26 protein-coding genes and 3 tRNA genes are annotated in these 24,277 nt (G+C 62.2%); 10 read left to right on the plus strand and 19 right to left on the minus strand.

Going from position 1 to position 24,277, the window contains the following annotated elements; genetic code table 11:
• Positions 1 to 134: 134 nt before the first annotated feature.
• Positions 135 to 470, minus strand: a complete 336-nt coding sequence (locus ACR65T_RS03160; protein WP_434495127.1) for a hypothetical protein — start codon at positions 468 to 470, stop codon at positions 135 to 137.
• Between the two features lie 160 nt (positions 471 to 630).
• Positions 631 to 969, minus strand: a complete 339-nt coding sequence (locus tag ACR65T_RS03165) for a phasin family protein (RefSeq protein WP_014889697.1) — start codon at positions 967 to 969, stop codon at positions 631 to 633.
• Between the two features lie 236 nt (positions 970 to 1,205).
• Between ACR65T_RS03165 and ACR65T_RS03170 the strand changes: the two genes are divergently transcribed.
• Positions 1,206 to 2,882: a serine hydrolase gene (locus ACR65T_RS03170; RefSeq protein ID WP_434495128.1), complete on the plus strand. Its 1,677-nt coding sequence runs from the start codon at positions 1,206 to 1,208 to the stop codon at positions 2,880 to 2,882.
• 44 nt (positions 2,883 to 2,926) lie between these two features.
• Here ACR65T_RS03170 and ACR65T_RS03175 read toward each other — a convergent pair whose 3' ends face one another.
• On the minus strand, positions 2,927 to 3,652 hold the full coding sequence (locus ACR65T_RS03175) for a DnaJ domain-containing protein (protein WP_434495129.1): 726 nt from the start codon (positions 3,650 to 3,652) through the stop codon (positions 2,927 to 2,929).
• Between the two features lie 10 nt (positions 3,653 to 3,662).
• A complete protein-coding gene (locus ACR65T_RS03180) occupies positions 3,663 to 4,370 on the minus strand; it encodes a VWA domain-containing protein (protein WP_434495130.1) in 708 nt (235 codons plus the stop codon).
• A 118-nt stretch (positions 4,371 to 4,488) separates the two neighbouring features.
• On the opposite strand from ACR65T_RS03180, the gene ACR65T_RS03185 reads away from it, so the two are divergent.
• The gene (locus ACR65T_RS03185; RefSeq protein WP_434495131.1) at positions 4,489 to 5,079 is read left to right on the plus strand and encodes a DUF2478 domain-containing protein; all 591 of its coding nucleotides are present in this window, start codon (positions 4,489 to 4,491) and stop codon (positions 5,077 to 5,079) included.
• Here ACR65T_RS03185 and ACR65T_RS03190 read toward each other — a convergent pair.
• Positions 5,072 to 6,103: an amino acid ABC transporter substrate-binding protein gene (locus ACR65T_RS03190; RefSeq protein ID WP_434495132.1), complete on the minus strand. Its 1,032-nt coding sequence runs from the start codon at positions 6,101 to 6,103 to the stop codon at positions 5,072 to 5,074. The genes ACR65T_RS03185 and ACR65T_RS03190 overlap by 8 nt on opposite strands.
• 75 nt (positions 6,104 to 6,178) lie before the next feature.
• Here ACR65T_RS03190 and metC point away from each other — a divergent pair, with 75 nt between their 5' ends.
• Positions 6,179 to 7,363: a cystathionine beta-lyase gene (gene metC / locus ACR65T_RS03195; RefSeq protein ID WP_434495133.1), complete on the plus strand. Its 1,185-nt coding sequence runs from the start codon at positions 6,179 to 6,181 to the stop codon at positions 7,361 to 7,363.
• Between the two features lie 74 nt (positions 7,364 to 7,437).
• Positions 7,438 to 7,791: a hypothetical protein gene (locus ACR65T_RS03200; RefSeq protein WP_434495134.1), complete on the plus strand. Its 354-nt coding sequence runs from the start codon at positions 7,438 to 7,440 to the stop codon at positions 7,789 to 7,791.
• A gap of 252 nt (positions 7,792 to 8,043) precedes the next feature.
• On the opposite strand, the gene amoB is transcribed toward ACR65T_RS03200, so the two are convergent.
• The 3 genes from amoB to amoC form a co-directional block, all read right to left on the minus strand.
• Entirely contained in the window at positions 8,044 to 9,333 is a 1,290-nt protein-coding gene (gene amoB, locus ACR65T_RS03205; RefSeq protein ID WP_434495135.1) for a bacterial ammonia monooxygenase, subunit AmoB, read from the minus strand.
• A 71-nt stretch (positions 9,334 to 9,404) separates the two neighbouring features.
• Complete coding sequence (gene amoA, locus ACR65T_RS03210) at positions 9,405 to 10,175, minus strand: bacterial ammonia monooxygenase, subunit AmoA (protein ID WP_434490715.1); 771 nt, start codon at positions 10,173 to 10,175, stop codon at positions 9,405 to 9,407.
• 231 nt (positions 10,176 to 10,406) lie between these two features.
• Positions 10,407 to 11,183 (minus strand): bacterial ammonia monooxygenase, subunit AmoC, encoded by a 777-nt coding sequence (amoC, locus tag ACR65T_RS03215; RefSeq protein WP_434495178.1) that lies wholly within the window; start codon positions 11,181 to 11,183, stop codon positions 10,407 to 10,409.
• 903 nt (positions 11,184 to 12,086) lie between these two features.
• Here amoC and ACR65T_RS03220 point away from each other — a divergent pair.
• Together ACR65T_RS03220 and ACR65T_RS03225 are read left to right on the plus strand one after the other, a co-directional pair.
• Entirely contained in the window at positions 12,087 to 12,533 is a 447-nt protein-coding gene (locus ACR65T_RS03220) for a transposase (RefSeq protein ID WP_434495136.1), read from the plus strand.
• Between the two features lie 21 nt (positions 12,534 to 12,554).
• Positions 12,555 to 13,718, plus strand: a complete 1,164-nt coding sequence (locus tag ACR65T_RS03225) for a Mu transposase C-terminal domain-containing protein (protein WP_434495137.1) — start codon at positions 12,555 to 12,557, stop codon at positions 13,716 to 13,718.
• A gap of 28 nt (positions 13,719 to 13,746) precedes the next feature.
• Here the strand turns inward: ACR65T_RS03225 and ACR65T_RS03230 are convergent, their stop codons facing one another.
• The 10 genes from ACR65T_RS03230 to ACR65T_RS03275 all read right to left on the minus strand — a co-directional run bounded on the left by ACR65T_RS03230 (position 13,747) and on the right by ACR65T_RS03275 (position 18,635).
• Entirely contained in the window at positions 13,747 to 14,217 is a 471-nt protein-coding gene (locus tag ACR65T_RS03230; protein ID WP_434495138.1) for an NUDIX hydrolase, read from the minus strand.
• Positions 14,214 to 15,212, minus strand: coding sequence for an inorganic phosphate transporter (locus ACR65T_RS03235; protein WP_434495139.1), 999 nt, complete (start codon positions 15,210 to 15,212; stop codon positions 14,214 to 14,216). Before ACR65T_RS03235 ends, ACR65T_RS03230 begins: the two co-directional genes overlap by 4 nt.
• A 9-nt stretch (positions 15,213 to 15,221) precedes the next feature.
• On the minus strand, positions 15,222 to 15,866 hold the full coding sequence (locus tag ACR65T_RS03240; protein WP_434495140.1) for a DUF47 domain-containing protein: 645 nt from the start codon (positions 15,864 to 15,866) through the stop codon (positions 15,222 to 15,224).
• Between the two features lie 107 nt (positions 15,867 to 15,973).
• Positions 15,974 to 16,717, minus strand: coding sequence for a DUF2865 domain-containing protein (locus ACR65T_RS03245; protein WP_434495141.1), 744 nt, complete (start codon positions 16,715 to 16,717; stop codon positions 15,974 to 15,976).
• Positions 16,718 to 16,745: 28 nt separating this feature from the next.
• Positions 16,746 to 16,822: transfer RNA gene (locus ACR65T_RS03250), tRNA-Arg, on the minus strand.
• A gap of 80 nt (positions 16,823 to 16,902) precedes the next feature.
• Positions 16,903 to 16,979, minus strand: a tRNA-Arg gene (locus ACR65T_RS03255).
• A 9-nt stretch (positions 16,980 to 16,988) separates the two neighbouring features.
• A complete protein-coding gene (locus ACR65T_RS03260) occupies positions 16,989 to 17,297 on the minus strand; it encodes an ETC complex I subunit (protein WP_434495142.1) in 309 nt (102 codons plus the stop codon).
• A gap of 64 nt (positions 17,298 to 17,361) precedes the next feature.
• Positions 17,362 to 17,438, minus strand: a tRNA-Pro gene (locus tag ACR65T_RS03265).
• A gap of 83 nt (positions 17,439 to 17,521) precedes the next feature.
• Complete coding sequence (locus ACR65T_RS03270; RefSeq protein ID WP_434495143.1) at positions 17,522 to 17,983, minus strand: DUF192 domain-containing protein; 462 nt, start codon at positions 17,981 to 17,983, stop codon at positions 17,522 to 17,524.
• 40 nt (positions 17,984 to 18,023) lie between these two features.
• Positions 18,024 to 18,635: a cold-shock protein gene (locus ACR65T_RS03275; RefSeq protein WP_434495144.1), complete on the minus strand. Its 612-nt coding sequence runs from the start codon at positions 18,633 to 18,635 to the stop codon at positions 18,024 to 18,026.
• 440 nt (positions 18,636 to 19,075) lie between these two features.
• On the opposite strand from ACR65T_RS03275, the gene ACR65T_RS03280 reads away from it, so the two are divergent.
• On the plus strand, positions 19,076 to 20,509 hold the full coding sequence (locus ACR65T_RS03280; protein WP_434495145.1) for an aspartate aminotransferase family protein: 1,434 nt from the start codon (positions 19,076 to 19,078) through the stop codon (positions 20,507 to 20,509).
• Between the two features lie 47 nt (positions 20,510 to 20,556).
• Here the strand turns inward: ACR65T_RS03280 and ACR65T_RS03285 are convergent, their stop codons facing one another.
• Positions 20,557 to 21,447 carry a branched-chain amino acid aminotransferase gene (locus tag ACR65T_RS03285; protein WP_434495146.1) on the minus strand — a complete coding sequence of 297 codons (891 nt, stop codon included), beginning with the start codon at positions 21,445 to 21,447 and terminating at the stop codon, positions 20,557 to 20,559.
• 135 nt (positions 21,448 to 21,582) lie between these two features.
• On the opposite strand from ACR65T_RS03285, the gene ACR65T_RS03290 reads away from it, so the two are divergent.
• From ACR65T_RS03290 to ACR65T_RS03300, 3 genes are read left to right on the plus strand one after another with little or no spacing between them, the layout of a single operon-like run.
• Entirely contained in the window at positions 21,583 to 22,146 is a 564-nt protein-coding gene (locus ACR65T_RS03290; RefSeq protein WP_434495147.1) for a MarR family winged helix-turn-helix transcriptional regulator, read from the plus strand.
• The gene (locus ACR65T_RS03295; RefSeq protein WP_434495148.1) at positions 22,116 to 22,883 is read left to right on the plus strand and encodes a response regulator; all 768 of its coding nucleotides are present in this window, start codon (positions 22,116 to 22,118) and stop codon (positions 22,881 to 22,883) included. Before ACR65T_RS03290 ends, ACR65T_RS03295 begins: the two co-directional genes overlap by 31 nt.
• Before the next feature lie 18 nt (positions 22,884 to 22,901).
• Positions 22,902 to 24,272 (plus strand): ATP-binding protein, encoded by a 1,371-nt coding sequence (locus tag ACR65T_RS03300; RefSeq protein ID WP_434495149.1) that lies wholly within the window; start codon positions 22,902 to 22,904, stop codon positions 24,270 to 24,272.
• The last annotated feature ends 5 nt before the right edge of the window (positions 24,273 to 24,277 follow it).

Below are 24,277 nucleotides of genomic sequence, written 5' to 3' on the forward strand. Positions count from 1 at the left end.
GAGGACGCGGACGAATTCGGGCCGAAGTCTACAGTTTCGCGCCGCGTCCCGGAACTCCGCGCGCGCCGCCGTCCCCAGATAGCGTGAAAAGCGGCGCCCGCCCCAACGTTTTCACGTTTGGGGCAGAGCGCAGACTATCGCTGCAAAACGGCGAAGCGGTGAACGTTCACGCCATTTTCGGCGAGGAGCCGGTGCATCGCGGGAGAGAGGTGAACCACACGAGACGCGCTCAGATTAGAACTGCAGTCGTTCTTGAGGCCGACATATTTGGCGTGAAGCGTATTCGCCTCGCTGTCGCCAACGGTTGAGCGGACCTGCTCAAGCATGGCGCTCACTTCCGCGCCGCCATATTGCTGGACGAGGGAACAGCCGACGCGCACATCCTGCGCCGTCGCGGGAGACAGTGCGGCGCTCAGAAGAATCGCGCCAAACAAGGCGCCGGCGGAAACCGCCGGCTTTCCATAACTCATCTGGTACTCCTAGGCTAAAGACCGCCGTTCGAGCTTGCCAGAGACCACGGTCTCGACGAAGCGGCACGAACGGCGCTCGGTCCAAAGCCCGGCGGAGGCGACCGCCTCCCCGGGGCTCATGTGTCCTAGCCGCGTTTTGGACAAACCTGTTTAGCGCCTATTACTCGGCAGGGCTATAGGCTTTCGCGGCAGATTCGATCGGCTTGAACGCTTCCTTGGCGATCGAGGCGTAGAGCTCGCCGAGCTTGGTCGCTTCGGCGAGGAAATCCTCGTAGGCGCTCTTGGCGAAATCGGTCTGAAGCTGAAACGCTTCGTCGATCTTCTTCACCGTAATCAGCTTTTCCGCCAGAACGCGGCTCTTTTCGAAGGATTTCTTGGAGTAATCGGTGGTCTCGGCGGCGATGCTCTGCCAGCCCTTGGTCACCGCAGCCGCGGCGGCGGACACGGCTTCAAACTGCTCTTTGCCGAGCTTCTGAACGCTGTCGAAATTAGCTGCCATGGGTTCGTCCTCATGATTTTGGCGCAAAGGCGCCCTATGCGGCGCTATGCGCCCGCTCACGACTTATTTATATGCATTGCACAAAATAAAGTCAACAAAAATGTTGCGGCGCAATAAGCGTTGCACGAGGCTAGCGCTTAACCCGCGGGTAACTGCAAGCGCTTAGTCTGCCAAATCGTCACTTTTGGCGCGGCTGGGCGGTTGCGCGAACAACAGTGAAGTGAAGGGGCGCGTTTATGCTGAGATCGAGTATGTCGGACCGCCTGCCGCGGCCCCACTCCCTCGCGGTAAGCTTTGCCACGATCACAATCCTCATCACAATGTCGGTCTCTGCGGAGGCGCGCGGCAGACATTATCTCCATCACCGCAGCGCTTCTGACGACCGCAATTCGGCCGCTCGGGCGCGCGCAAACGCCAATATCGATCCTGTCATCGGCGAGCATCGCGGCTTTTCGGCCATCGTCGTCGACGCCAACAGCGGCCGCGCGCTGTATTCCCGCGCCGAGCACGAGTTGCGCCATCCCGCCTCGGTTACAAAGGTGATGACGCTCTTTCTTCTGTTCGAACAGCTCGAAAAAGGGCGGCTGCGCCTGGACTCGCCGCTGATGATTTCGCAACACGCAGCGGCGCAGGCGCCATCCAAGCTTGGCCTGCGTCCTGGCCAGACGATCAGCGTCGACAATGCGATCAAGGCGGTCGTCACCAAATCCGCCAATGACATCGCCTGCGCGATCGCCGAGAACGTCGCGGGCGACGAGCATAGTTTCGCGCAGATGATGACGCGCAAGGCCCATGCGCTGGGGATGCGCAACACCAATTATGAGAACGCGTCGGGGCTCCCCGATCCAAATCAGGTGACGACCGCCTATGATCTCGCGCTGCTAGGACGCGCCATCCAGGAGCGCTTCCCGCACTATTATCGTTATTTCTCGACGCCGAGCTTCGCCTACAACGGCGCCCTGCACCGAAACCACAATCATCTCCTCGGCCAGGTCGAAGGCATGGACGGCATCAAGACCGGCTACACGCGCGCGTCCGGCTTCAATCTACTGACTTCGGTGCGCCGTCGCGGGCATCACATTGTCGCGGTGGTGATGGGCGGTAAGACCGCCTACACGCGGGATCGCATCATGGCGGGGCTGATCGAGGAAAACATCGACGGCGGCTCTTCCGTACGAACCGCGGCGGCGGTGAGCGAAGATCCGCATGCCGCCAAGGCGCAGGAGCAGTTGGCGCAGGAGCAGTTGGCGTATGAGCGCACGCAGCGCGCCGCCGAGCGCGCCCAACAGATCGCCGCGGAGCGCCTGGCTTATGCCGAGCCTCAGGAAGAGCCTGTCGGGCAGCCCGAACCATTTGGCCGCCGGCTGAACGCTCCGATTCCGGCCGCGACCATTCCGCCGCAGGAGAGCGCTGAGCGGCCAGCGGTTCGTCCTGCTTTCGTTTCCGGCGGCCAGAAGCGATTGGCCGACGACAGGGATGCCGAACGCAAAGGCGCGTCACCGAGCGCCAAGGCCCGCGCGGGCGCTACGCCAGTGGCCGCGCGCGACGGCTCCACGACGAACGGCGCGCGTAAGATCGAAGTTACGCCCGTGTCCACGACGCCTTCAGCCGTTCGTGGCGGCGCCGCAAAATCACAGCTCGCAAAGGCGGACGCCGCGCGTCCGGGGCGGCCAGGCTGGATGATTCAGATCGGCGCGACCGACGATCAGGAAAAGGCCAATCAGCTGCTCGTGCGCGCCCGCAGCCAGCTTCAAGGCTTTCCCGCGACCGCCAAGGCCTTCACCGAGAAGGTGCAGCGGGGGACTGAGACGCTCTATCGCGCGCGTTTCGCCGGGCTCGAGGAAGACACGGCGCAGTCGGCCTGCAAGGCGCTCAAACGCTCCGGCTTCGCCTGCTTCACGACAAAGAACTGATCATGTCAACGACTTGGGACCACGACTACAGCGCGCAACGCGCGTCAGTGCTGGTGACGCCGCATCAGGACGTCCTTGGCCTCATTCACCCGGGCCGCAAGATCAGTCGTTCCGCCAAGGTCTGGATGAAGCTTCTTCATCAGATCACGGTGGGCGCGCGCAATGTCCGCCGCCGCCGCGCCGCGCTTGAGGCCGAGAATTTCGTAAGCCTCGTCTTCCGTAATCGCGCCTGCATGACGCGCGCCGCCCTCTCCCGGACGAAAACCCCCCGAGTTTGCGTGCGTATCGCTTGCCGAACGCCAGCCGGAAAATCGGCGGTCCAGATAAGCCTCTAAAAGCCTGGCGCCGTCGGGATCGTCCCGGCGGCAAACGCCGTAGAGTTCGAGGAGCGCAGGCCGCGCCAGCGAATCAAGATGCACGCCTTCGTGCTGACCGGCCAGAACCACGCCCCGTATGGCGCCCGTGGAGTGGTCGAGCTCCATTTCGATCATCGCCGATCGAACCCGCGATATGCCGCCGGCCCCTGCGCCCGCTTTGCGAAAGCCGCGCAGGGCTCCCCCGCCCAGGCCCATGAGCCAAACGCCAAAGCCCAAGAGCGCCATGCCGAGGTCGAGGCGTCCCCGCACCAAGAGCAATGCGCCCAGCGCTAGGGCAAGGAAGCCGCCCCCGCGCTTGAAAATCACCGCCAATAACGCCGGCGACGTCTTCGTATAGGCGTTCAGCGCCACAATCGTCAGGAGCAGGGCGATGAGTCCGATCAGAATGGGCATCCGTTTATCCTCAACCGATCTGAGACAGAAGCAGGCGCGCGGCGTCCCCGCCTTCTTCGGCGCGCCGCTCCAACTCGCGTCTACCCCCTACCGCGTAGGCCGCCGCGGCGGCGAGAAGCTCCGCTAAACGCCCTGGAGCTGTGGCGTCGAACGCCGCATAGGCGCCGCCCGTTAGGCGCGCGATCTCACGATAGGCATGCTGTGCGGCCGAGTCCTGGCCCTCATGGAACATGAAGGCCTTGACGCCGAGCAGCCCAAGTTCGCCTGCCGTCGCCGCGAGGGCGTCGAGCCGCTCCTCCATAGCGTCGCCGATGTAAACGAGCGCGCCCACGCGTCCCGCGCGCGATTCGTCGAGAGCGTGGCGTAGAACCTTGCCGATCTGCGTGCGGCCGCCTCGGCAGGCGATGCGCGACATCAGCGCGCCGAGCCCCTCGCCTCCCGAGACGAAGCGCGAGGCGCGGCATTCCCCGAAGCCGCGGAAGTAGACGAGTTGAACATCCAGTCCGCCCTGCGCGGCCGTCGTGCGGAACATTTCGCCCTGAATTGACTGGGCCATGTCCCAGGTCGGCTGTCTGCTCATTGTGGCGTCCAGCGCGAAAATCAGGCGTCCGCGCGACGCGCGCGCCGCGACGTTCTTTGCCTTGTCCAGGAAGGCGTCTATCGGCCCCGATTGCACAGAGCCTTGAGCTGCCGGCGGTTTAGGTGAATGTTCGCCCACTGCGGTTCACGTCGTTTTAATTGACGCTCTCTATCAAATCGGCCCTGCTCTCTGATAAACAAGAGGCTGGCGCGTAACCTGAAACATAGGCTCTTTCAGCGCGCCCGGCGAGGATTCGATGTCGATCCCCAGCGAAGAATCTCATATCCTGAACGGATCCGCGCTGACGGCCGCGACCGGATGGACGCGCATTGCGGCCCTGCCCGCTGAAGATAGCGTTCGCATCCAGTCCCTGATGCAGGCCTTCGCCGAAGAGTTGATGCGGGATGGCGTGCGGGTCGGCGGCGTGACGCAGACGCGCGTCGCGGATTCATCGGGCCGCTCGGGCATCGTACTGCGCGACGTCGCCACCGGCGCCCTTTACCCGATCTCGCAGGACCTCGGCCCCGGTTCGGTCGCCTGCAATCTCGATACGAGCGAGCTGGCGCTCGCCTGCGCGGCGATTGAGCGCGCGGCGCGCGACGGCGCGCAATTGATCGTGATCAGCAAGTTCTCCAAACAGGAGGCGGCGCGTGGCGGGCTCTGCGACGCCTTCCGAGCGGCGATGACCGCGCGCGTTCCGGTGATCGCGGCGGTCTCTCCGCACTATCGCGACGAATGGCGCGCCTTCGCCGGGCCGCTGGCGGAAGACATCGCGCCCGAGCGCCAGACGCTCGCGGATTGGTGGGCGAAGCTCCGCGCCGGCTCGCCAGATCGCTCGTCTATCTGACCGGCGGCGCATACATCAGGCCGCCCTTGTTCCACAAAGCGTTCAGCCTGCGCTCCATGGCGTAGGGCGCGCCCTGACCGAGATTGCGCTCAAAAACGTCGGCGTAATTGCCGACATGTTTGATGATGCGGTAGGCCCAATCCTGAGAGAGGCCGAGATCGTCGCCATGGGCGCCGTCAACGCCGAGCAGCCGCCGTATCTGCGGATTCTCCGACGATAAAGCGGCGTCGGCGTTCGCCTTCGACACCTCCAGCTCCTCTGCGTCGATCATCGCGAACAGCGTCCAGCGGACGATGTTCAGCCACTGATCGTCGCCTTGGCGGACAAGCGGGCCGCGCGGCGATTTCGAAAGAATGTCCGGCAGGACCGCGTGATCCGCGGGCGCCGTCAAGCCGATGCGGACGCGATGCAGCGTGGAAACGTCAGCCGTCAGCGCTTCGCATTTTTCCTCGTCATAGGCCTTGGCCGCGTCCTCGAGGCTCGAGAACAGCTTCGGATCATATTTCGCCTTGCGGGCCCGGAAAAAGTCGGCGACCGCAAGTTCGTAGGGCGTGCCCTGCTCGATGCAGATCGACGCGCCGTCGAGGTCCTGGACGGAAGCCAAGTTGCGCTGCCGGCGGACCAAGAACCCCTGCCCGTCATGGAGGAAGACGCCGGCATAGATCAGCTTTTGACTGGTGTCGCGGGCTTGAGTCCACGGCGACGCGCTGACGAGCAGATCGACGGCGCCGGCCTGCAAGGCGCCAGCGCGCTCTTTCTGCGAGAGCTCAACGAATCGCGCCTTGGCCGGGTCATCGAGGACGGCGCTGGCGACGGCCCGGCAGAAATCGACGTCGAAGCCACGCCATTCGCCCGCGCCGTCGCGTTGAGCAAAGCCGGGGGTGTCGGTCACGCCGCAGGTCAAATAGCCGCGCTTCATGATCTGCGCGAGCGTAGGGCCGACATCCGTTTGCGCGCCGGCGCCAAGAGCGAAAAGCGCTCCGGCGAAGGCCGCAAGGAAGGCGAAAGCTGTGCGGCGGATCATGGCGGGCTCGGCATCCGGCGGAGGATATACTACGGTCGCGCGGCGTTCACGCAAAGACGAGTTGGCAGAGGCGGCATGTCCGAAGAAAAGCGAAAAGCAAGGCGCAAATTAAAGCCCGCCACTCTGGTGACGCAAGCCGGCCGCACGCCGTTCGATCATTTTGGCTTCGTCAATCCCCCTATTTATCGCGGTTCGACGGTGCTGTTCCCGACGGTCGCCGCGCTCGAGGCGTTACGGCAGCCTTACACCTACGGCACCAAGGGGACCCCCACGACTCGCGCGCTCGAGCAGGGCTGGAGCGAGATCGCCGGCGCCGCGGACACGGTGTTGACGCCCTCCGGCCTTGCGGCGATCGGGCTGGCGCTTCTCACCGCCACCCACGCGGGCGCGCATGCGCTCATCGTGGACTCCGCCTATCAGCCGACGCGGATCTTCTGCGACGCTCTTCTCGCGCGTTTCGGAGTCAAAGTCGACTATTATGATCCGTTGATCGGCGGCGGCATCGCCGCGATGATGAAGCCCGAAACGACCGCGGTGCTCGTCGAATCGCCCGGCTCCCTGAGCATGGAAGTTCAAGACATTCCTGCGATCGCCGCGGCCGCCCACGCCCATGGCGCCTGTGTCATCGCGGACAACACCTGGGCGACCACCCTTCTCTTCCCGCCGCATGAGCGCGGCTGCGACCTCGTCATCGAAGCCGGCACCAAATATCTCTCGGGCCACGCGGACCTCCTCATGGGGCTTGTTTCCGCTAATTCAGAGTGGGCGAAGCGTCTGCGGGCGACCTTCAACGCCTTCAGCATGGGGTCCAGTCCCGACGACGCCGCGCTCGCCTTGCGCGGGCTGCGCACCATGGCGTTACGGCTGCGCGAGCAGGAGCGCGCCGCGCTCGACATCGCGAAGTGGCTGGAGAACCGGCCGGAAGTTTCGCGCGTGCTGCATCCCGGCCTTGCGACGCATCCCGGCCACGCGCTGTGGAAACGAGACTTTACCGGCGCTTCGGGCGTTTTTTCCATTATCCTCAAAGAGACTTCAAAAAAGGCGGTCGCCGCTTTTGTGGATGGATTGGAATTGTTCGGTATCGGATTCTCATGGGGCGGCTATGAAAGCCTTGTCCTGCCTTTCGACTGCTCTTCATACAGGACGGCGACGCGCTGGACTCCAGAAGGACCGGCGCTGCGCTTTTCGATCGGACTGGAGGATGTCGCGGATCTGAAGTCTGATCTCGAGGCGGGGCTCGCGCGCCTCAACGGCCATTGAAGGCGGCGCGACGCAGTGTATTCCAGGTTTTCGCTTCCTTATCGTGAAATGACGTCTTGAAGAGGAGAAGCAATATGGTGGCCGTTTCCCGGGTTGCTGCCTATGTGGCCGTCTGCGGTTTTTTGATTGCGGGCGTCGCGCCGGCGCGGGCGGCCAGTGGTCAGGACTTTCCAAACTCCACATGCGCCTGCAAGGGATGCGGCCAGAACAAGTCCGACGTCATCGGCAAATGCCCCGACGTCTGCAAGGACAAGACGGTCTATGACAAAGGCGACAAGGATGCTCCCCCAGCAGGAGCCAAGAGCCGCTCGGGCAGAAAAGACAAGACCGCCAAAGTCTCCGAACCTACGGTGTTTTGTAAGGCCGCCCGCATGAAGCTCCCGAAAGGCTGGATGCGCGCCGATCCGCCGCCGGCGAAAACGCGCTAACCCAACCCATCTCCAAGCAGATCCTCATTGCGGCGCGCGAAAAATGAGCGAGCGCCTTTAGCGCGCCGCTCGGGGTTTTCAGGCAGACGCCGTTCGCCTGGATGACGGCGGCGATCTGTCTTTCCGGGGAAGAAAGTTGCACGTCGCCGTGATGCCGATCGTCTAATCGCCATGCAAAATGCCCGCCCAAGAACTTGGGCGGGCAAGGTTTTGTTGCGCGCTCGCAGCGAGCGCGTAACAACGCTTGGAGGATTAGAGCGTGGCTCCCGCCTGGAATTTCGGAATCACCGGGCCGCCGATTTCAGCTCTCTGACGCTCGCCAGAGGGGCTGAAGAAGAACAGCAGTCCGCCAAACTGGCTATCGGTGTCATAGGCGAGATCGGACAGTCGCTCGATGTCGAAGCGGGCGTCCTGAACGATCACTTCCAGGTCGCGAGACTCGCCGGGCGCGATCGGGTTCGGATCGCTCACGGAAAGGCCGCGGTCGGCAAGCAGATAGTCAGGGAAATCCGGCCGCGTGGTGAAGACTTCCGGATTGAGGAAGCGCAGACCGGCGGCAGTGAATTCGCCGAGCCGGATCGGCTCCTTGCCATTGTTGGTCACCTTCGCCCTGATCCGCAATTCGCGGCCCGGCACCGTATAGGAGCCGCCCTTGAACTGAACGGCTACGGTCGACCGCGGCTCGTCGATCGGCGAGATGCCGGTCAGCAAGCCTGCCTGCATCGGCAGCGTGCGCGGGAACTCCCGGTTGGCGGCGGCATAGAAGACGAGCACAGCCAAGAGAACCGCGGCAAGGGTGATCGCGCCGATCCGCTTTTCGTCTTGACCGATCAGCTCGCGGCCCTTGCCGGCCTTGACCTGCCAATATCGGACGATGATCCCCTTGGTCATGAACCAGTAGAGAATCCAGGCGGTGGCGGCAGCCATCCAGAAGAAGTGATAGATATAGGTCCAGGAGATCCCATAGGTTTCGAGATCGATTGTCGAACCTTCGAGCAGCGTCACGGGATTGGTGAAATCCTTCATGTCGCCCTTGATGGTGATCCACTGTCCCGGACCGACGATCGGACCGCCGTCCTTGACGTTGATCTGGACATGGACGTGATAGCGGCCTTGCCGGCGCGCCTTCAAGACGATCTTGTATTCATAGTCCTTGCCGACATCCATCGAGAAGGTGCGCGGCACCGGCACTTCGCCGACGAAGGCGCTCTTGCGGATGAGGACCGGTCCCGGCTCGCCGACGTTGAGAAAGGATTCGCCGGGCCTGGCGACGGCTTGCGGCCAGCCGGAGAACACATGAACCTTGCCGGTGAGCTCCATCTCGTCATTCACATTGAGCTCGGTCTTCGACCATTTGACGTCATACCAGTTTAGCGTGCGCATGCGCAGGAACGCCTGCTGCGAACGCTCGCCATGCGCGGCGGCGGGCGTCGCCGCCGGCAAGGTCGTTAGCGCGCCAGCAACGGCCAATCCGAGGATCCAAAAGCGGACGACGCGAGCCGTCGCGCCTTTGGCCATCGATCGCAAATTCAAGCTTTTCATCTGGAGTTACTCCCTTGGATTTTTTCGTCGCCGGAGCCGTCGCCGGCTCCGGTGAAATTGCGCGTTGCGTCCTAGACCTCTTCGATCTCGATATATTTCGTCGTCGAGAACCACTTGCCCATGTTCCACCACAGGAAGTAGACGAGCATCGAAATGAAGCCGGAGAAGAAGGCGGCGACCGGCACGACGTCCTTGCCGAAAGTGCGCAGCGTGCCGCGCTCGACCATGCGGATATATTCCGGCGTGCCGGTGCGGACGTAGTTGAAGCCGATGAGGTCAGCGAGCGTGAGCAGCACGCCGTCGATTTCAGTGGCCTGATGATATTGCGCCAAGACCGGCCAGTTGATCGGATAGAACAGGAGACCCCAGCCGAGGCCGCCGAGAAGCGCCGTGACCAGCCAGCTGCCCGAGATCATCAGCACGATGTCGAGCCAGAAGCCCATTGGAATGAGCGCCGACGGGAACACCAGATTGATCGGGAAAAAGGTCCAGCCCCAAAAGTTGTCATAGCGGTTGATCCACTCGCCGATCAGTAGAGCGAGCACGACAGTCGTGGCGCCGATCGGCAGCCGGAACCTCGTCCAGAAGAAGGATTGCGCGGCCGCGGCGAAGCACATGGCGACGATCGGGGTCACCGTCGGCCACATGCGCCGATCCTTGAAGTCGATCCAGAAGTCCCAGTCGCCGGCGAGCAGCATATAGTGGATGTGGAAGGAGCCGAGCAGCACGGCGAACAGGATCACCAGCAGGATCCAGTCCGTCAGAATGACGCAGCCGAGAAACTCTTCTTTCGATTTCCAGGTCTTGCCGGCTGGCGAGCCTGTTTCAGTTGATGCCGACATGTTTTCCTCACTCGAATTGATCTTGCTGAAGGAAAGCGGCGACCCGTCCGGCCTGCGCCTTTTGGTCGATGGCCGCTTTCCATTTTCGATGCGTTGACGCGCGAAGGTTGACGCGCGTTAGAGCGCGCTGCAAAAAAGTGGAACCCGGTTTTTCGCGCAAAGCGCGCTCTAAGTTTTTGGAATCGATCGCGTCATCTGCATTTGGGCGATAACGCCCAAATGCAGCGTGATCTAAAGCGCGAGCGCGTCCTTCTCGTATTCCTTGCTGAGTTCGATCACGCGATCGAGCACCTGGCGCGCGACGCCGAAAACGGCGAGCGCGAACCAGCCGAAGAACACGAAGCCCCAGTGCAGCGGCGCGGTGAACAGCTCCTCCATGAACCAGAAGGTGTGTCCCCACTCATTCAGGCCGATGTTCGGGAAGATCATGAACGGCCCCGCGAAGAACATCAGGAAGGCGAGCGAGATCCGCTTGGCGAACTGCGGGATGCGCGTGTGCGCATACATGAAGGCGCCCCAGCCGCAGATGATGTAGATCGGATAGCTGAGGTAGAACTCCAGGATATGGCTCGGCGTGAAGTCGGTGTCGCGAATGACCGTCTGGTGCCAGGTGCCATCCTGTTCGGTGAAGTAAGAGGCGCCCCAGTAGACCGAGAAGGCGTAAACCGCGAGCCAGCCGATGAGCGTCAGGATGCGGCGCATCTCCTCGCGCGGCGCGACGGCGTCGATGTTGCGGTCGCGCGTCTTCCAGAGATAGCCGCCGATGGCGCAGAAGGCGACGAACTCGAGCGGCAGCTCGGTCCACATCAAATTCATCCAATAGGTCTGGAATTCCGGCGCGAAGGAATCGAGGCCGGCCTTCCATCCGAAATATTGCTCATAGACTCGGATGCCGACGTAGAACACCAGCATCACGCCCATGGTGATGTAGGCGGGCTTGAAGTTCACGATCGTATCGGTCTCGCCGGCTTGTGCGGCGCTCAGGGCCTTTTCTGTCGTTTGATTCATCATTGCCTCTCCTCTTTCGGGCTCGAGACGCAATTGCGGTCCCGATTGGCGCTGGGCCTCCCATTGCTGCGATGTGCGCCGCGCAAGACGCTCCTCTCGCCGCGTAAAGCGGTCAAAAGAGCGCTTGCGCGATGACCGCTCGCGGCGTGCGCAAACCCGCGGCGGGTTTCACAGCTGGGGGAAATCTATCACGTCGAACACTGTCAACGTCAAGCAAAGTATAGTATTCAGCATGCGACAATTTGCACCATATGCTGTTTAAAATCTCATTTTATTGCTACAAATATTGAGACGTGAAGTTTGTATATAATTGATACCTGAATTTGTTGGCGCAGTTAATCAACTTTTGATGTATTATAATATGAAACAGCGCCATCTTAGAATGATTTAAGACTAGATTATAGTCAAACTTGCGACATGTTGCCGCAAGTTAAACCTATTGTGCGTTGAGTTGAATCGTTGAAAATCGAAACAGCGCTGATCGACAGCGTCCGCCGCAGTTTATGGAGAGGAAACGGATGAAGACTTTGCACTCGTTTAATGAACTTGGCTGGGTCGCCTTTTGGGTCGCCTTCTGCGTGTTCCTCTTCGCAATCTTCATTCCGACCGTGAACCGAGCCCTCAATCTTTAGCCGCCCTCCCCGGCGCGAACGATCGTCCCAACTTGATCTCCCTCGAGTTGGGACGATCCCTGTCCGCGGGGCCGCAGAGAGAGCGAAGACGCAGGGGCCGAATGCATGCGCATCGCCAAAATGTCTCGCCTCACAGGCAAGATATCTCCATACGAACCAATGTCTTTGACGTGAACGATCACGCCCGGATAGGAGCCAAGAGAAAGCAGGAAGGATCTGACACAAAGCAAAATTACAAGGTGGCCCGAAGAGTATATAAAGAGAAAAATAAATGAGCGAAAACTCTGAAGAAGACCATCAGTTGAATTATCGCAAGCGGCGGGAAGATTCTCTTCGCCAGCTATTGAGCGGCATCGTGGACAAGCCTTCGAAGGAGATCGTCGAGGAGCTCAAAAAGGATTTGGGCGTCAGTCGCGCGACCGCCTATCGCATGATGAAAACCTTTCGCACCTGCGGGGCCATCACGGCTCCCTGGACACGCCCGGTGGGCCGTCCGAAAGGCGCGCGCTGTCTCGATCCGCGCCGCGAGCAGCTCATTCAGGAGGCGATCAAAGCCCATTATTCGCACGCGCTTCGGCCGAGATTCAGAGCGCTGGTGCAGGACATTCACCAGCGCTGCAGCGAAGAGCTGCTGGCGCCGCCGAATTGGCGCACTATTCGCAAGCGTCTGCGAGACTTCGAGGGTCGCGGTCGCGGCGCGTCCAGCGTCGGGAACTGATTGGGATATGGCTCGCGGGACATGGCTCAAATGCGGTTGAGCGACATTCCGGAACGGCCGCTGCAGATGGTTTACTTCGATCACGCCAAGATCGAAGACTATGTCGTCGACGAGCGGACGGGCGAAACAGGCTATCCATGGCTGACTTTGGCGATCGACGCCAATACGCGCATGGTCGCCGGCTTTCATCTTTCGCTGGCGCCGCCGTCGCGCGTCTCGCTCGGCCTGTGTCTGCTGCACGCCGTTTGCGACAAGGCGCGCTGGATGAACGAGCGCGGACTCACTGGCGATTGGCCCGCCGCTGGGCTCCCCGAGACCATCGCCATCGACCCGCAAAGCATTTTTGGGTTTCGCCAACTGGCGCGCGCCTGGCGCGATCAGGGAATCGCAACGGCGTCCGAATCGATCAGTTCAAGCGTTTTTGGCGCGCGCGCCACGCATATGTTCGGCGGCCGGTTCGGCAAAGTCGCCATCGCCAAGGCCAATGGCGTCAGCTGGACTCCCAGTGCGCCGCGTCATCTGCGACGCGCGCTCGCACGCGACATTCGCGAGGTTGAATTCGCGGTCGGCGACGGCCTCGTCAATGACTATCACCATCGTCCGCACAAAGACACGGGACGCACGCCGCTCGACGGCTGGCGGGAGGCCGAAGCGGCGGCGCCGTTGCGCCCGCCGCAAGATTGCATGCGCTTTCGACTGTCGCTTCTGCCTGACGCCCTCTGCGCTCTCAGTTCAAACGGCGTCCGCGTGCTTGGCGAAACATTCTGGTCGCCAGGGCTTGCGCGGCTGCATCGAGAAGGGCGCGAACGCGTGGCGGTCAAATTCGATCCGCGGGATCTTTCGCGGATCTTCATTCAGGAGAGCGGCAAGCCATCCATGGAGGCGACAAATGTCGCGGCGACGGGCGGCGGCGCCTCGGACGAAGCCTGCCGCAGGAATTGCAAACTGCTCGTCCCTTCGCTCAGGATTCATAACGCCGATTGCAGAGGCGCCGAAAGCGCCGCCGAAGCTGGATGCGGCGGCGCCTGCCCGGAGCGGTTCGGCCGCCCACTGGCGAGACACGCCGCACGGATCGGCGACGACGGGGGATTTCCGCAGATCGATCGGACGAAACGTCATCCATACGCCTGCATGCCTCTGTCATCGGCCGGAGCGTTACATCAGACCGGCGACGCCGATTCGTGACGCCCTCGAACGACGCGGGGCCTTCGCTCTATGATTTTTGCTGCGACAGCGCTTCGCAAAAGCCCAGCATCAGGTCGCGCAGTTCTGGCTCCTCGACGAGTCCGGCGGCGACGCCGCACTCGAACCATCGGGTGGCGCGCTGCTTCTTCTCGCGCCATTTCTTGCGTTGGCTTTGCACGCGCAGAGAAAACACCTCGACGCGGCAGTCGACGGTCGCGCCGCTGTCGAGGCGTTTTTCATAGCGGAAATCGCCGAGCTTCGCTTTGTCCATCTTGCCGATGAGGCCGGCCTCCTGCACCGCTTCGATCGCCGCGGCGATATGCGGTTTGCGGCCTTTCATCGGCCAGCCCTTCGGTATCACCCAGCGCTTTGTGTCGCGGGAGGTGACGAGCATGATCTCCAGGCGCCCATCGTTGATTCGCCAAGGCAATGCTGCGTATTGCGTGCGAAGGACGGAACCCGCGCCGACGCGCTTCTTTTTCACTTTGGCCGGCTTCATGCCGCGAACCTCGCAAGCGCGTAGAAGGTCGCGGCGAAAAAGGCGGCCATCGGCATGGTGATGACCCAGGCGACAACGATGTCCTTCGCGACATTCCAGCGGACCGCCGCCACGCGCCTCGACGCGCCCACGCCAATGATCGCGCCGGTGATCGTATGCGTCGTCGATACTGGAACGCCCAGCGCCGTCGCGAGAAACAGAGTGATAGCGCCCCCCGTCTCGGCGCAGAAGCCCTGCATCGGGGTCAAGCGGGTGATCCTGGATCCCATTGTGTGCACGATCCGCCATCCGCCAAACAAGGTTCCAAGGCCCATGGCCGCCTGACAGGCGATGACAACCCAAAATGGCACGTAGAACTCGCCGCCGAGCGCCCCGTGCGAATAGAGGAGCACCGCGATCACCCCCATGGTTTTCTGCGCGTCATTGCCGCCATGGCCCAGCGAATAAAGGGAAGCTGAGCCGAATTGCAGGATGCGAAACAGCGCGTCGACGCCGCCCGGCGTCCGGCGCACGAAGATCCAGGACACGAGCAGGATCAGCGCCAGCGCCAGAACGAACCCGAGCGCCGGCGACAATACGATCGCGACGCTGGTCTTGAGCAGCCCGTTCCAGACGATCGCGGAAGCGCCGACCTTGGCCACGCCGGCGCCCACGAGGCCGCCGACGAGGGCGTGCGAACTCGAGGACGGAATGCCCAATCCCCATGTGATCAAATTCCAGACGATCGCCCCCATCAGCGCGCCGAAAACAACGAAATCGTCGATGATATCCGGAGAAATGATGCCGGCTCCAACGGTTTGCGCCACATGAAGCCCAAAAAACAGGAACGCGATGAAGTTGAAGAAGGCCGCCCAGAACACGGCGAATTGCGGACGTAGAACGCGGGTCGAGACGATCGTCGCGATGGAATTGGCGGCGTCGTGCAGGCCGTTCAGGAAATCGAAGCTCAGAGCGACCGCGATAAGCCCAATGAGATAGAATGAAAAGTTCTGCAAGCGCCGTCCCTAAGTATGCTCGATGACGATGCCGGCGACGCGGTCGGCGACATCCTCGAAGCCATCGACGACTCGTTCGAGATGGCCGTAGATTTCCGCGCCGACGATGAACGCCATCGGGTCTTTGTGGCGGTGCGCCAGAAACAGCTCCTTCAAGCCCTGATCGTGAATGGCGTCGGCCTCGTCCTCAATGCGGGTGATCTCCTCGCTGAAAGCGTTGAGCCTGCCGGCATTCTGCCGCATCAAGCGCAGCAACGGTATGGCGCTGCGCGTGAGTTCCGCCGACTGGACGATAATGTCGCCCATGCGACGCATGCCGGGCTCGAACTCGCGCGTCTCGTAGAGCAGCGTCGCCTTCGCCGTTTGATGCATTTGGTCGATCGCGTCGTCCATTGCGGTGACCAGGTCACGGATGTCGCTGCGATCGAAGGGCGTGATGAATGTGCGGCGAACCGCCAAATGGGCCTCGCGGACGATGGCGTCGGCCTCATGCTCCTGGCGACGGATTTCTTGGCTGCAGACGAGCACGCGGTCGCCCCCGTTCAGCAACTCGCGCAAGGCGTGGGATCCGGCGACGAGCGTCTCCGCATGCCGCTCGAAAAGATCGAAGAAACGCTCCTCTCGCGGCATGAGCGCCTGAAACCAAGACAGCATGGCGCTCTCGCCTCCCGGGAACCCGTCACAAAACCGTCATAAATGAGCTCGCGGCACATAGCCGGCGCGGCTTCGAGTGTAAAGCGCCGCAGACGCCGCGGCTGCGACTATTTTGGCGGTCGCTGCGTTTTGTTCAACGCTACGGCGCCTTGGTGGGAGGCGCGCGCCGCGTCCGGCGCGATGTTGCGCGACAGCACGCCTCGTAACCGCGCCCTGATCTGGCGCGAGGCATGACTGACGCTCACAAGGCTTGAGCGGCTGTAAATGAATGCGCCCTTCTCGCCGACGACGATATCGCCGGTTTGCAATGTCGGATCCCGGCGGGACAGCGCAATGTAATAGTCGCGAGATGCGGCCGGATCGTTGCAGGTGCATTTTGCCGTCAGCTTGTCGCGAAAGCTGAACGCCGCCGGAAGCGCTGAATAGAGCTGCCCTTTGGCGTTACGCGCCTGCTCGATGCTTGCGCCCTGATAGAGCTGCACGCGCGCTGACGGACAGGCGAATTCGCAGGATTGCTGGCCGGAAATTCGCGATAATTTGACGAGGGGAAAATAATAGCCGTCGCAGGCGCGCACGCAGTAGCCGCCGCCGGACATCGAGTCCGTGTCGGAGGCGCCTGCGGGTTCGGGTTTGGCGTAATGAATTGAAGTCCTCGGCGCGCGCCTCGGTTGCCGCGAGCGCGCATGCACCGCCCGCCAGGAGCGGTGGGAGGAGAACGCCGGAGGTCGATCGGGCCCGAAGAGATAATCTAAAAAATCGCCTTGAGCCAAAGCGTCGAGGGGTGAGACGAACGCCAGGGCGAAAGCCAGAGCGCCGGCGATCCCTGTCGCAACCTGGCGGTTGTCCCGCATGCGCCGTCCCCGTCTACTAAACTTCGACTGGCGACCCCGGCAGGATTCGAACCTGCGACCTACTGCTTCGAAGGCAGTTGCTCTATCCAGCTGAGCTACGGAGCCGTCGACGGCGCAGCTTTCGCCGCGGACCGTATCAGTTCGGCCAACGCGGCGCCAGCAACGCCCGACAGGGGAGTCATATATGGCGACCCCGGCAGGATTCGAACCTGCGACCTACTGCTTAGAAGGCAGTTGCTCTATCCGGCTGAGCTACGGGGCCGAAACAGCCTCAATGCGTCCAGAGACCGATGCGGCTGGTCTTGAAATTATCTGAATAGGATGCGCCGCGCCGCGCCGCCAGATTAGGCTTGGGCTCCTCGAGCCGATAGCGGAGCCCATTGCGCTCGGCGTAGGCGATCGCCTCCTCCTTGGTGGGAAAATTGAGCCTGACCTGCTGGCGCATGTCAGCCGAACTCGTCCAGCCCATGAGCGGCTCGATGCTGCGCGGCAGCTCCGGCTCGAAGTCAAGCCGCCACATGTCCGACCCCGGACCGGATTGAGTGGCGCTTGGCGCCGGAAGATAGATGCGTGCGGTCATATGGCCTCGTTCTTGGCTGCGTTCGTAGACGCGTCATGAGAGCGGCGCGCGGCGGTCTTCGCGCTGGTCGGGGCAGCAGGATTCGAACCTGCGACCTGAAGTACCCAAAACTTCCGCGCTACCTGGCTGCGCTATACCCCGCCGGACCAAGCCGCGCCTCTGGCGGCCCTGCCCTCGCTCGAAATTCGCTACCACGCACGGCCGCCCCTCACAAGGGAATGCGACTATCGCTTGAACATGCGGTGCCGCACCTGGTCTCCGGGCGCGAGCGATATTTTCCGCGCGGCGCCGGCGTTCAGCTCCAGCACCGCATAAGCTGGCGCAGGCGAAGTGATGATGCGTTCCGACATCGGCGTCGTGTCGGCGGCCACGCTCACCACCCGCCCGTCGCGCCCGATAAAAACCATGTCGAGCGGAATGTAAGTATTTCTCATCCACATCGAAACAGGCCCCTCGGCCTTGAATTCGAACAGCATGCCGTGATCGGCGGGCATCGACTTGCGGAACATGAGGCCGCGGGCGCGCGCCTTGGGCGTGTCCACAACTTCGACTTTGAAGTCATGCTCCCCCGTCGCCGTCACGATGCGCATGATTTCAACCGCGGGCTCGGCCCGCGCGACTGTCGACGCAACCAGCGCCAGCAAGAGCGACATGATCATTGTGCGGAGGATTTGCGCCGCTCTCATTCGGGTTGGCTCCAAAGAGCCTTGCGCAGCATCGATGTCTTCAGTGCGACGGAACGCTTTTGGCGTCGAGCGGCCGCACTTCGGCCGCCATCAGACCCTTGGGACCGCCGCCGTAACGCACGAGGACGCTATCGCCGGGCTTGAGTTCGGTCATGCCGTAACGGCGCACCGTCTCCATGTGCAGAAAAATGTCTTCGGTGCCTTCGCCGCGCGTCAGGAAGCCGAATCCCTTCATGCGGTTGAACCATTTGACGATGGCGATCTCATAGCCGCTTGTCGGGACAATTTGGACGTGGGTGCGCCCGGCGCATGATTGTGACGGATGCACCGCGGTGGTTTCGTCCATCGCGATGACGCGAAAGACCTGCATGCCCTTGACGCGCTTCTGCGCCTCGCAGACGACGCGCGCGCCTTCAAAGGCCGTTTGCATACCGCTGCGGCGGAGAATGGTGACATGCAGGAGAATATCGTCGGTGCCGTCGTCGGGCACCACGAAACCGTAGCCCTTGGCGACATCGAACCATTTAATCCGTCCCGCGACTTCGACCAATTCGAGACCGGTCTCATCGGATTCTGTCGCGCTCGCCGTCAAATCATCCTGAAAAGTCACTTTAGCGCTCACCGACCAACTCCCCGTGCTGATCCAGAGCATTCGACTGGCGCGCGCTGGCGATTATCCTGAAGCGCGAATCACCCCGCGTCGCTCATGAATCACTTTTAACAAGATAACACCCGCGGCGCGCCATCCAACCGGCATTTTTTGTACACTAGCGAATGTCTGTGGATACGCGCTCCGTCGCCGCGCGAATTGGCGAAGCCTTTGTCGCTGAAACTGAAACATGCGTGCGCGCGCGACGACGCACGCAGCGATATTGCGCAATAAACGCGGATTCTGTCGCGGAAAAATCAGCGGAGACGCCCGAAATCTTTGAACCTGTGGCCCCTGCGCCACATTGGCGGGGATTTGACAAACGCGCCCCGGGCGCGCAATCGGAAACCGGCGAGCGTCGCGCGCCCTGTCGCCCGCCCGCCTTTTCCTCGGTTGGAGCGCCGCCAATGACCCATTCGTCGACCGCGCCAGCGAGCGCGCCCATGAGTGTTCACGCTACTCACAGCGGTTCTGCGCGAATTGATCCTCGCTATGACCTCGCCGCGCTTGCGGCGGCTCGCGAGAGCGATCGCTTTTCGCTGCATACAAAACACCTCAATGAAATGTGGGTGCGCGTTCTCAAGACGATCGGCTATGACGTTGGCTTCACCCGGGGTCTTGGGCCGTATTTGTGGGACCGCAAGGGCGACCGCTATCTCGATCTCCTCAGCGGCTGGGGAGTCTTCGCGCTCGGACGCAACCATCCGGCGGTGCGCGACGCGCTCGTCAGCGTGCTCGACGGCGAACTCGCCAATCTCGTGCAACTTGACGTTTCAGTTCTGGCCGGCGTTCTCGCGGAAAAGTTGCTCGGCTACGCGCCTTGGCTGGAAAAGGTCTTTTTCGCCAATTCGGGCGCCGAGGCGGTTGAAGCGGCGATTAAATTCGCGCGCGCCGCGACGGGTCGCGCCGGGATCTTGCACTGCGCGCATTCCTTTCACGGCCTGACCTATGGTTCGCTGTCAATGAACGGCGACGAAATTTTCAAGAAAGGTTTTGGACCGCTGCTGCCGGACGCGCGCGAGGTCGCGTTCGATGATCTCGACGCGCTCGAACGCGCTCTGGCGGGGCGCGACGTCGCCGCCTTCTTCGTCGAGCCGATCCAGGGCAAGGGCGTCAACATTCCGCAAGAGGGCTATCTCCTCGGCGCGCAGGCGCTCTGCCGCAAATACGGAACGCTGTTCGTCGCCGACGAAATTCAGACGGGAGTGGGCCGGACGGGCCGGTTCTTCGCCATCGATCACTACCCGGGCGTCGAACCCGATATGGTCGTTGTCGCAAAGGCGCTTTCCGGCGGCCATGTGCCGGTCGGAGCGGTGCTCACGCGTAAATGGATTTTCGATAAGGTCTTCGACCGCATGGATCGCGCCGTCGTGCACGGCTCGACCTTCAGCAAGAACGATCTCGCTATGGCTGCCGGCGTGGCGACGCTGGACGTGCTGAAGAACGAGCGGGTGATCGAGAATGCGGCCAAGACGGGCGACCGTCTGCTCGCATCGTTCCAACGGATGGCCGGCGGCTACGAGCTTGTCGCCGACGTGCGCGGCAAGGGCCTCATGATCGGAATCGAGTTCGGGCCGCCGAAGTCGTTCAAACTGAAGGCCGCCTGGAATCTCCTGGAGACGGTGAATTCAGGCCTGTTCTGCCAGCTCATCTCCATCCCGCTGTTTCGCGATCATAAAGTGTTGACGCAAGTGGCCGGACACGGCAATCACACGATTAAGCTGCTGCCGCCGCTCACGATTTCCGATGAAGATTGCGATTGGATCGAGCAATCCTTCGACGCCGTCATCGCAGACGCGCACAAGGCGCCTTCCGCCGTCTGGTCGCTCGGCAAGACTCTCGCGGAACACGCGATCAAGGCGCGAATGAGCGGCTGACCGCTTTTGAATCGCCCTCGCGCGCGGGGGCGCGCGCAGAGTCGCGCTCAAGCCGCCGGCGAAGGCTGCTTCTCCACCTCGCGCGAATAGTCTTCGATCAGCGCGCGCGAAAGCTCGCCTGGCGTGAAGCGATAGACGCCGACCTCGGAAACCGGCGTCACTTCCGCGCCGGTGCCGCAGATGAAGCACTCCGAAAACGACGCCAGTTCCTCAGGCATGATCCGGCGTTCGACGACTTCAACGCCGCGTCTCTTCGCGAGGTCGATCACCGTGCGCCTGGTGATGCCGTCAAGGAAACAATCGGCGATCGGCGTATGCAGCGCGCCGTCCTGAACAAAAAAGACATTTGCGCCCGTGCATTCGGCGACTCGGCCGAGCCAGTCGTACATCAGCGCGTCGGCAAAGCCGCGCCGCTCCGCGCGGTGCTTCGAAATGGTGCAAATCATATAAAGACCTGCCGCCTTCGCCATCGAGGGCGCCGTCAGCGGATCGGGCCGCCGATATTCGGCGATGTCGAGCTTGATGCCTTTCATCTTGGTCTCGACATCAAACATGCTCGGCCAATCCCAAACAGCGATTGCGACGTTGATCGTCGAATTCTGCGCCGCGACGGCCATCATTTCGCTGCCGCGCCAGGCGACCGGACGCACATAGCAGTTCGAGAGGCCGTTGGCCTTTACGGTCTCATGCTTTGCGGCGTCGATCTCTTCGACGCTGTAGGGAATCTCGAAATCGAGGATCCGCGCGGACGCCTGAAACCGCTCGGAATGTTGGCGCGATTTGAAGATCGTTCCGCCGTAGGCGCGCTCGCCTTCGAAGACGCAAGACGCGTAATGCAGCCCATGCGAGAGAACGTGAAGCTTTGCTTCGCGCCACGGAACGAGCGCACCATTGTACCAAATGAATCCGTCGCGCTGATCGAAGGGCGGAAGCGACATGGCGAACTCCGGGAAGACGCGATCGAGAGGCCAAACAAGGCGCTGCGACGCTTGGTCAGCACTAGCTATCGGTCAGATTTATGTCAATATAGTTGACGTAAATAGCGCGCGCCAAAACGTCAGGCAATAAATAGCGTGGATGAACTCGTAGCGAGAAAAATCTCCGAGCCGCCCGGCGTCGCCGCTTGGCGGAATGCGGCCGCAGAAGCGGCGGCCGCCGCAGGCGACGGCGACGCTCTCGAACTCGTGGAATTATTTTTTTTCGCCTACCGTGACTTCGTGGGAGACGCCGACCGGCTGCTCGAGAACTATGGGTTCGGACGGGCGCATCACCGTGTGCTCCATTTCGTCAACCGTCGCCCTGGCCTCACCATCGCCGCACTGCTGGATATATTGAGAATCACCAAGCAGAGCCTGAACCGCGTGCTGAAACAACTTCTTGAGGCGGGCTTCGTCGAGGCGCGCGCCGGCGTCGTCGACCGCCGCCAGCGCCTTCTCTATCCGACCCCAAAGGGCACGACGCTCGCGCGTGATCTGGCGGCGCTGCAATCAGCGCGTTTCCTGAAAGTCATGGACGAGCTCCCGCCTGCGGCGCGCGGCGGCGCCTCAAAATTCCTGTTCGCGATGATCGACTCCGGCGAGCGTGAGCGCGTTCGAGCGCATCTTGCATGCGCGAAGGCAGCCGGCGCCGCGACATGACGGTCTTTCCGCAGCGCTCCGCGCCGAACGCGAAAGCGGCGCATATTCTCGTCGTCGACGACGATCAGCGCATTCGCACCTTGCTGTCGCGCTATCTGATGAAAGAGGGCTATTTCGTCAGCGCTGCAGCCGACACGAGGGAGGCGAGCGTCAGAATGCGCGACATCGCCTTCGATCTCATCATTCTGGATGTCATGATGCCTGGCGAAAGCGGCACGGCCTTCGCCACGCGGCTGCGCAAGAGCGCTGAACCGCTGCGCTCCGCGCCCATCCTGATGCTGACGGCGCTTACCGAGACGGCGGACCGCGTCGAAGGGCTTGAAGCCGGCGTCGACGACTATCTCGCCAAGCCTTTCGATCCGCGGGAATTGTCGCTGCGCATCGCCAGCATCTTGCGCCGCGCGCGGCGCGCGGATCCCGCGGGGCCAAAGCGCTTTGGCGATTTTGTCTTCGATCCGTCGCGCGGCGAATTGCTGCACGACGGCGCGCCGGTCCGACTCACGACGCGCGAGCGCGATCTGTTGCGGGCGCTGGCCGAAAGCGGCGGCGCCATTGTCTCGCGCCAAACTTTGGCGCACCGTGATCCCGCACGAAGCGCAAGCGAGCGCAGCGTCGATGTCGAGATCGCCCGATTGAGGCGCAAGATCGAGACCGAGCCGAATGCGCCGCGCTATCTTCAGACAGTGCGCGGCCACGGCTACCGTCTGCTCGTCGACCCGCTGCGCGCCAACCGCTGAAATGATAGAGTCGTCACGATGACCGCCGTCTTACCGGAAGTTCTCGCCGCGCCCCGCAATCTGTGGCGGCGTTTCGCCAACTGGCTGCATGACCGCATGCCGAAAGGGCTTTACGCCCGCGCGCTGCTGATCGTGATCCTGCCGGTCGTGCTCCTCCAGTCCGCCGTGGCCTATGTCTTCATGGAGCGGCATTGGGAGGTCGTGACCTACCGTCTTTCCGCTGGGATGGCCCGGCAAGTGGCGGCGCTCGTCGATATCTATCAGACGTTCCCGGACGAGCCGGATCACGCGCAACTGCGCCGCATCGCCGCCTTCGATCTCAATATGGAGGTTGCGGTTCTCCCCAAGCAGGACTTGCCTGGGCCGGCGCCAAAGTCGTCCTTGTTCTCGCTGCTCGACAAAGCGCTCACGAAGGAGCTCTCGCGCCGACTTAAGGAGCCCTTCTGGATCAACACCGCGCTTCCCGGCAGCCTGATCGAAATCCGCGTCGCGCTCAATGACGCGACGTTGAGAATGCTCGCCACGCGCACGCATGCATACGCCTCCAACTCCTATATTTTCTTCATGTGGATGGCGATCGCCTCGGTCATCATCCTCGCCATCGCCACTTCCTTTTTGCGCAATCAGATCAGGCCGATCCTGCGGCTGGCCCGCGCCGCCGAGGAGTTCGGCAAAGGCCGCAATATCGTATTCAGTCCGCGCGGCGCGCGCGAGGTGCGTCAGGCGGGCGCCGCCTTCCTCGACATGAAACGCCGTTTCGAAAGGGCGATCGAGCAGCGCACGACGATGCTCAATGGCGTTTCGCACGATCTACGAACCATCATTACGCGTTTCAAGCTTTCGCTCGCGCTGATGAGCGACTCGCATGAAGCCGCCGAAATGCGCAAGGATGTGGACGAGATGGAGCGCATGGTCGAGGCCTATCTCGCCTTTGCCCGCGGCGACGGCGACGAAACGTCCTCCCCCACCGATATCGCGGCCATCCTCGACGAACTGAAGGCGGACACCGAGAAGCGCGGTCTCGCGGCGTCCGTGAAGATTGAGGGCGATCCGACGATCGTCGCGCGGCCGGCGGCGATTAAGCGGCTGCTCGCCAACCTCGTCGGCAATGCGCAGCGCTACGGCGCCCGGATCGAACTCTCAGTGATTAATGACGGCGCGATGATGACCGTGCATATCGACGACGACGGGCCCGGCATCCCCCTGGAGCGTCGCGAGGACGCTTTCCGGCCGTTCTATCGGCTTGACGAATCCCGCAGCCAGAACGACGGAAATTCGGGTCTGGGCCTCGCCATCGCACGCGACATCGCTCGCGGCCATGGCGGGGACATTACGCTCGACCGCAGCCCGCTCGGCGGCTTGCGCGCGACGGCCAGTCTCCCGCTTTAGAACTC

Source organism: Methylocystis sp., from assembly GCF_051061285.1.
Classification (GTDB): Bacteria; Pseudomonadota; Alphaproteobacteria; order Rhizobiales; family Beijerinckiaceae; genus Methylocystis.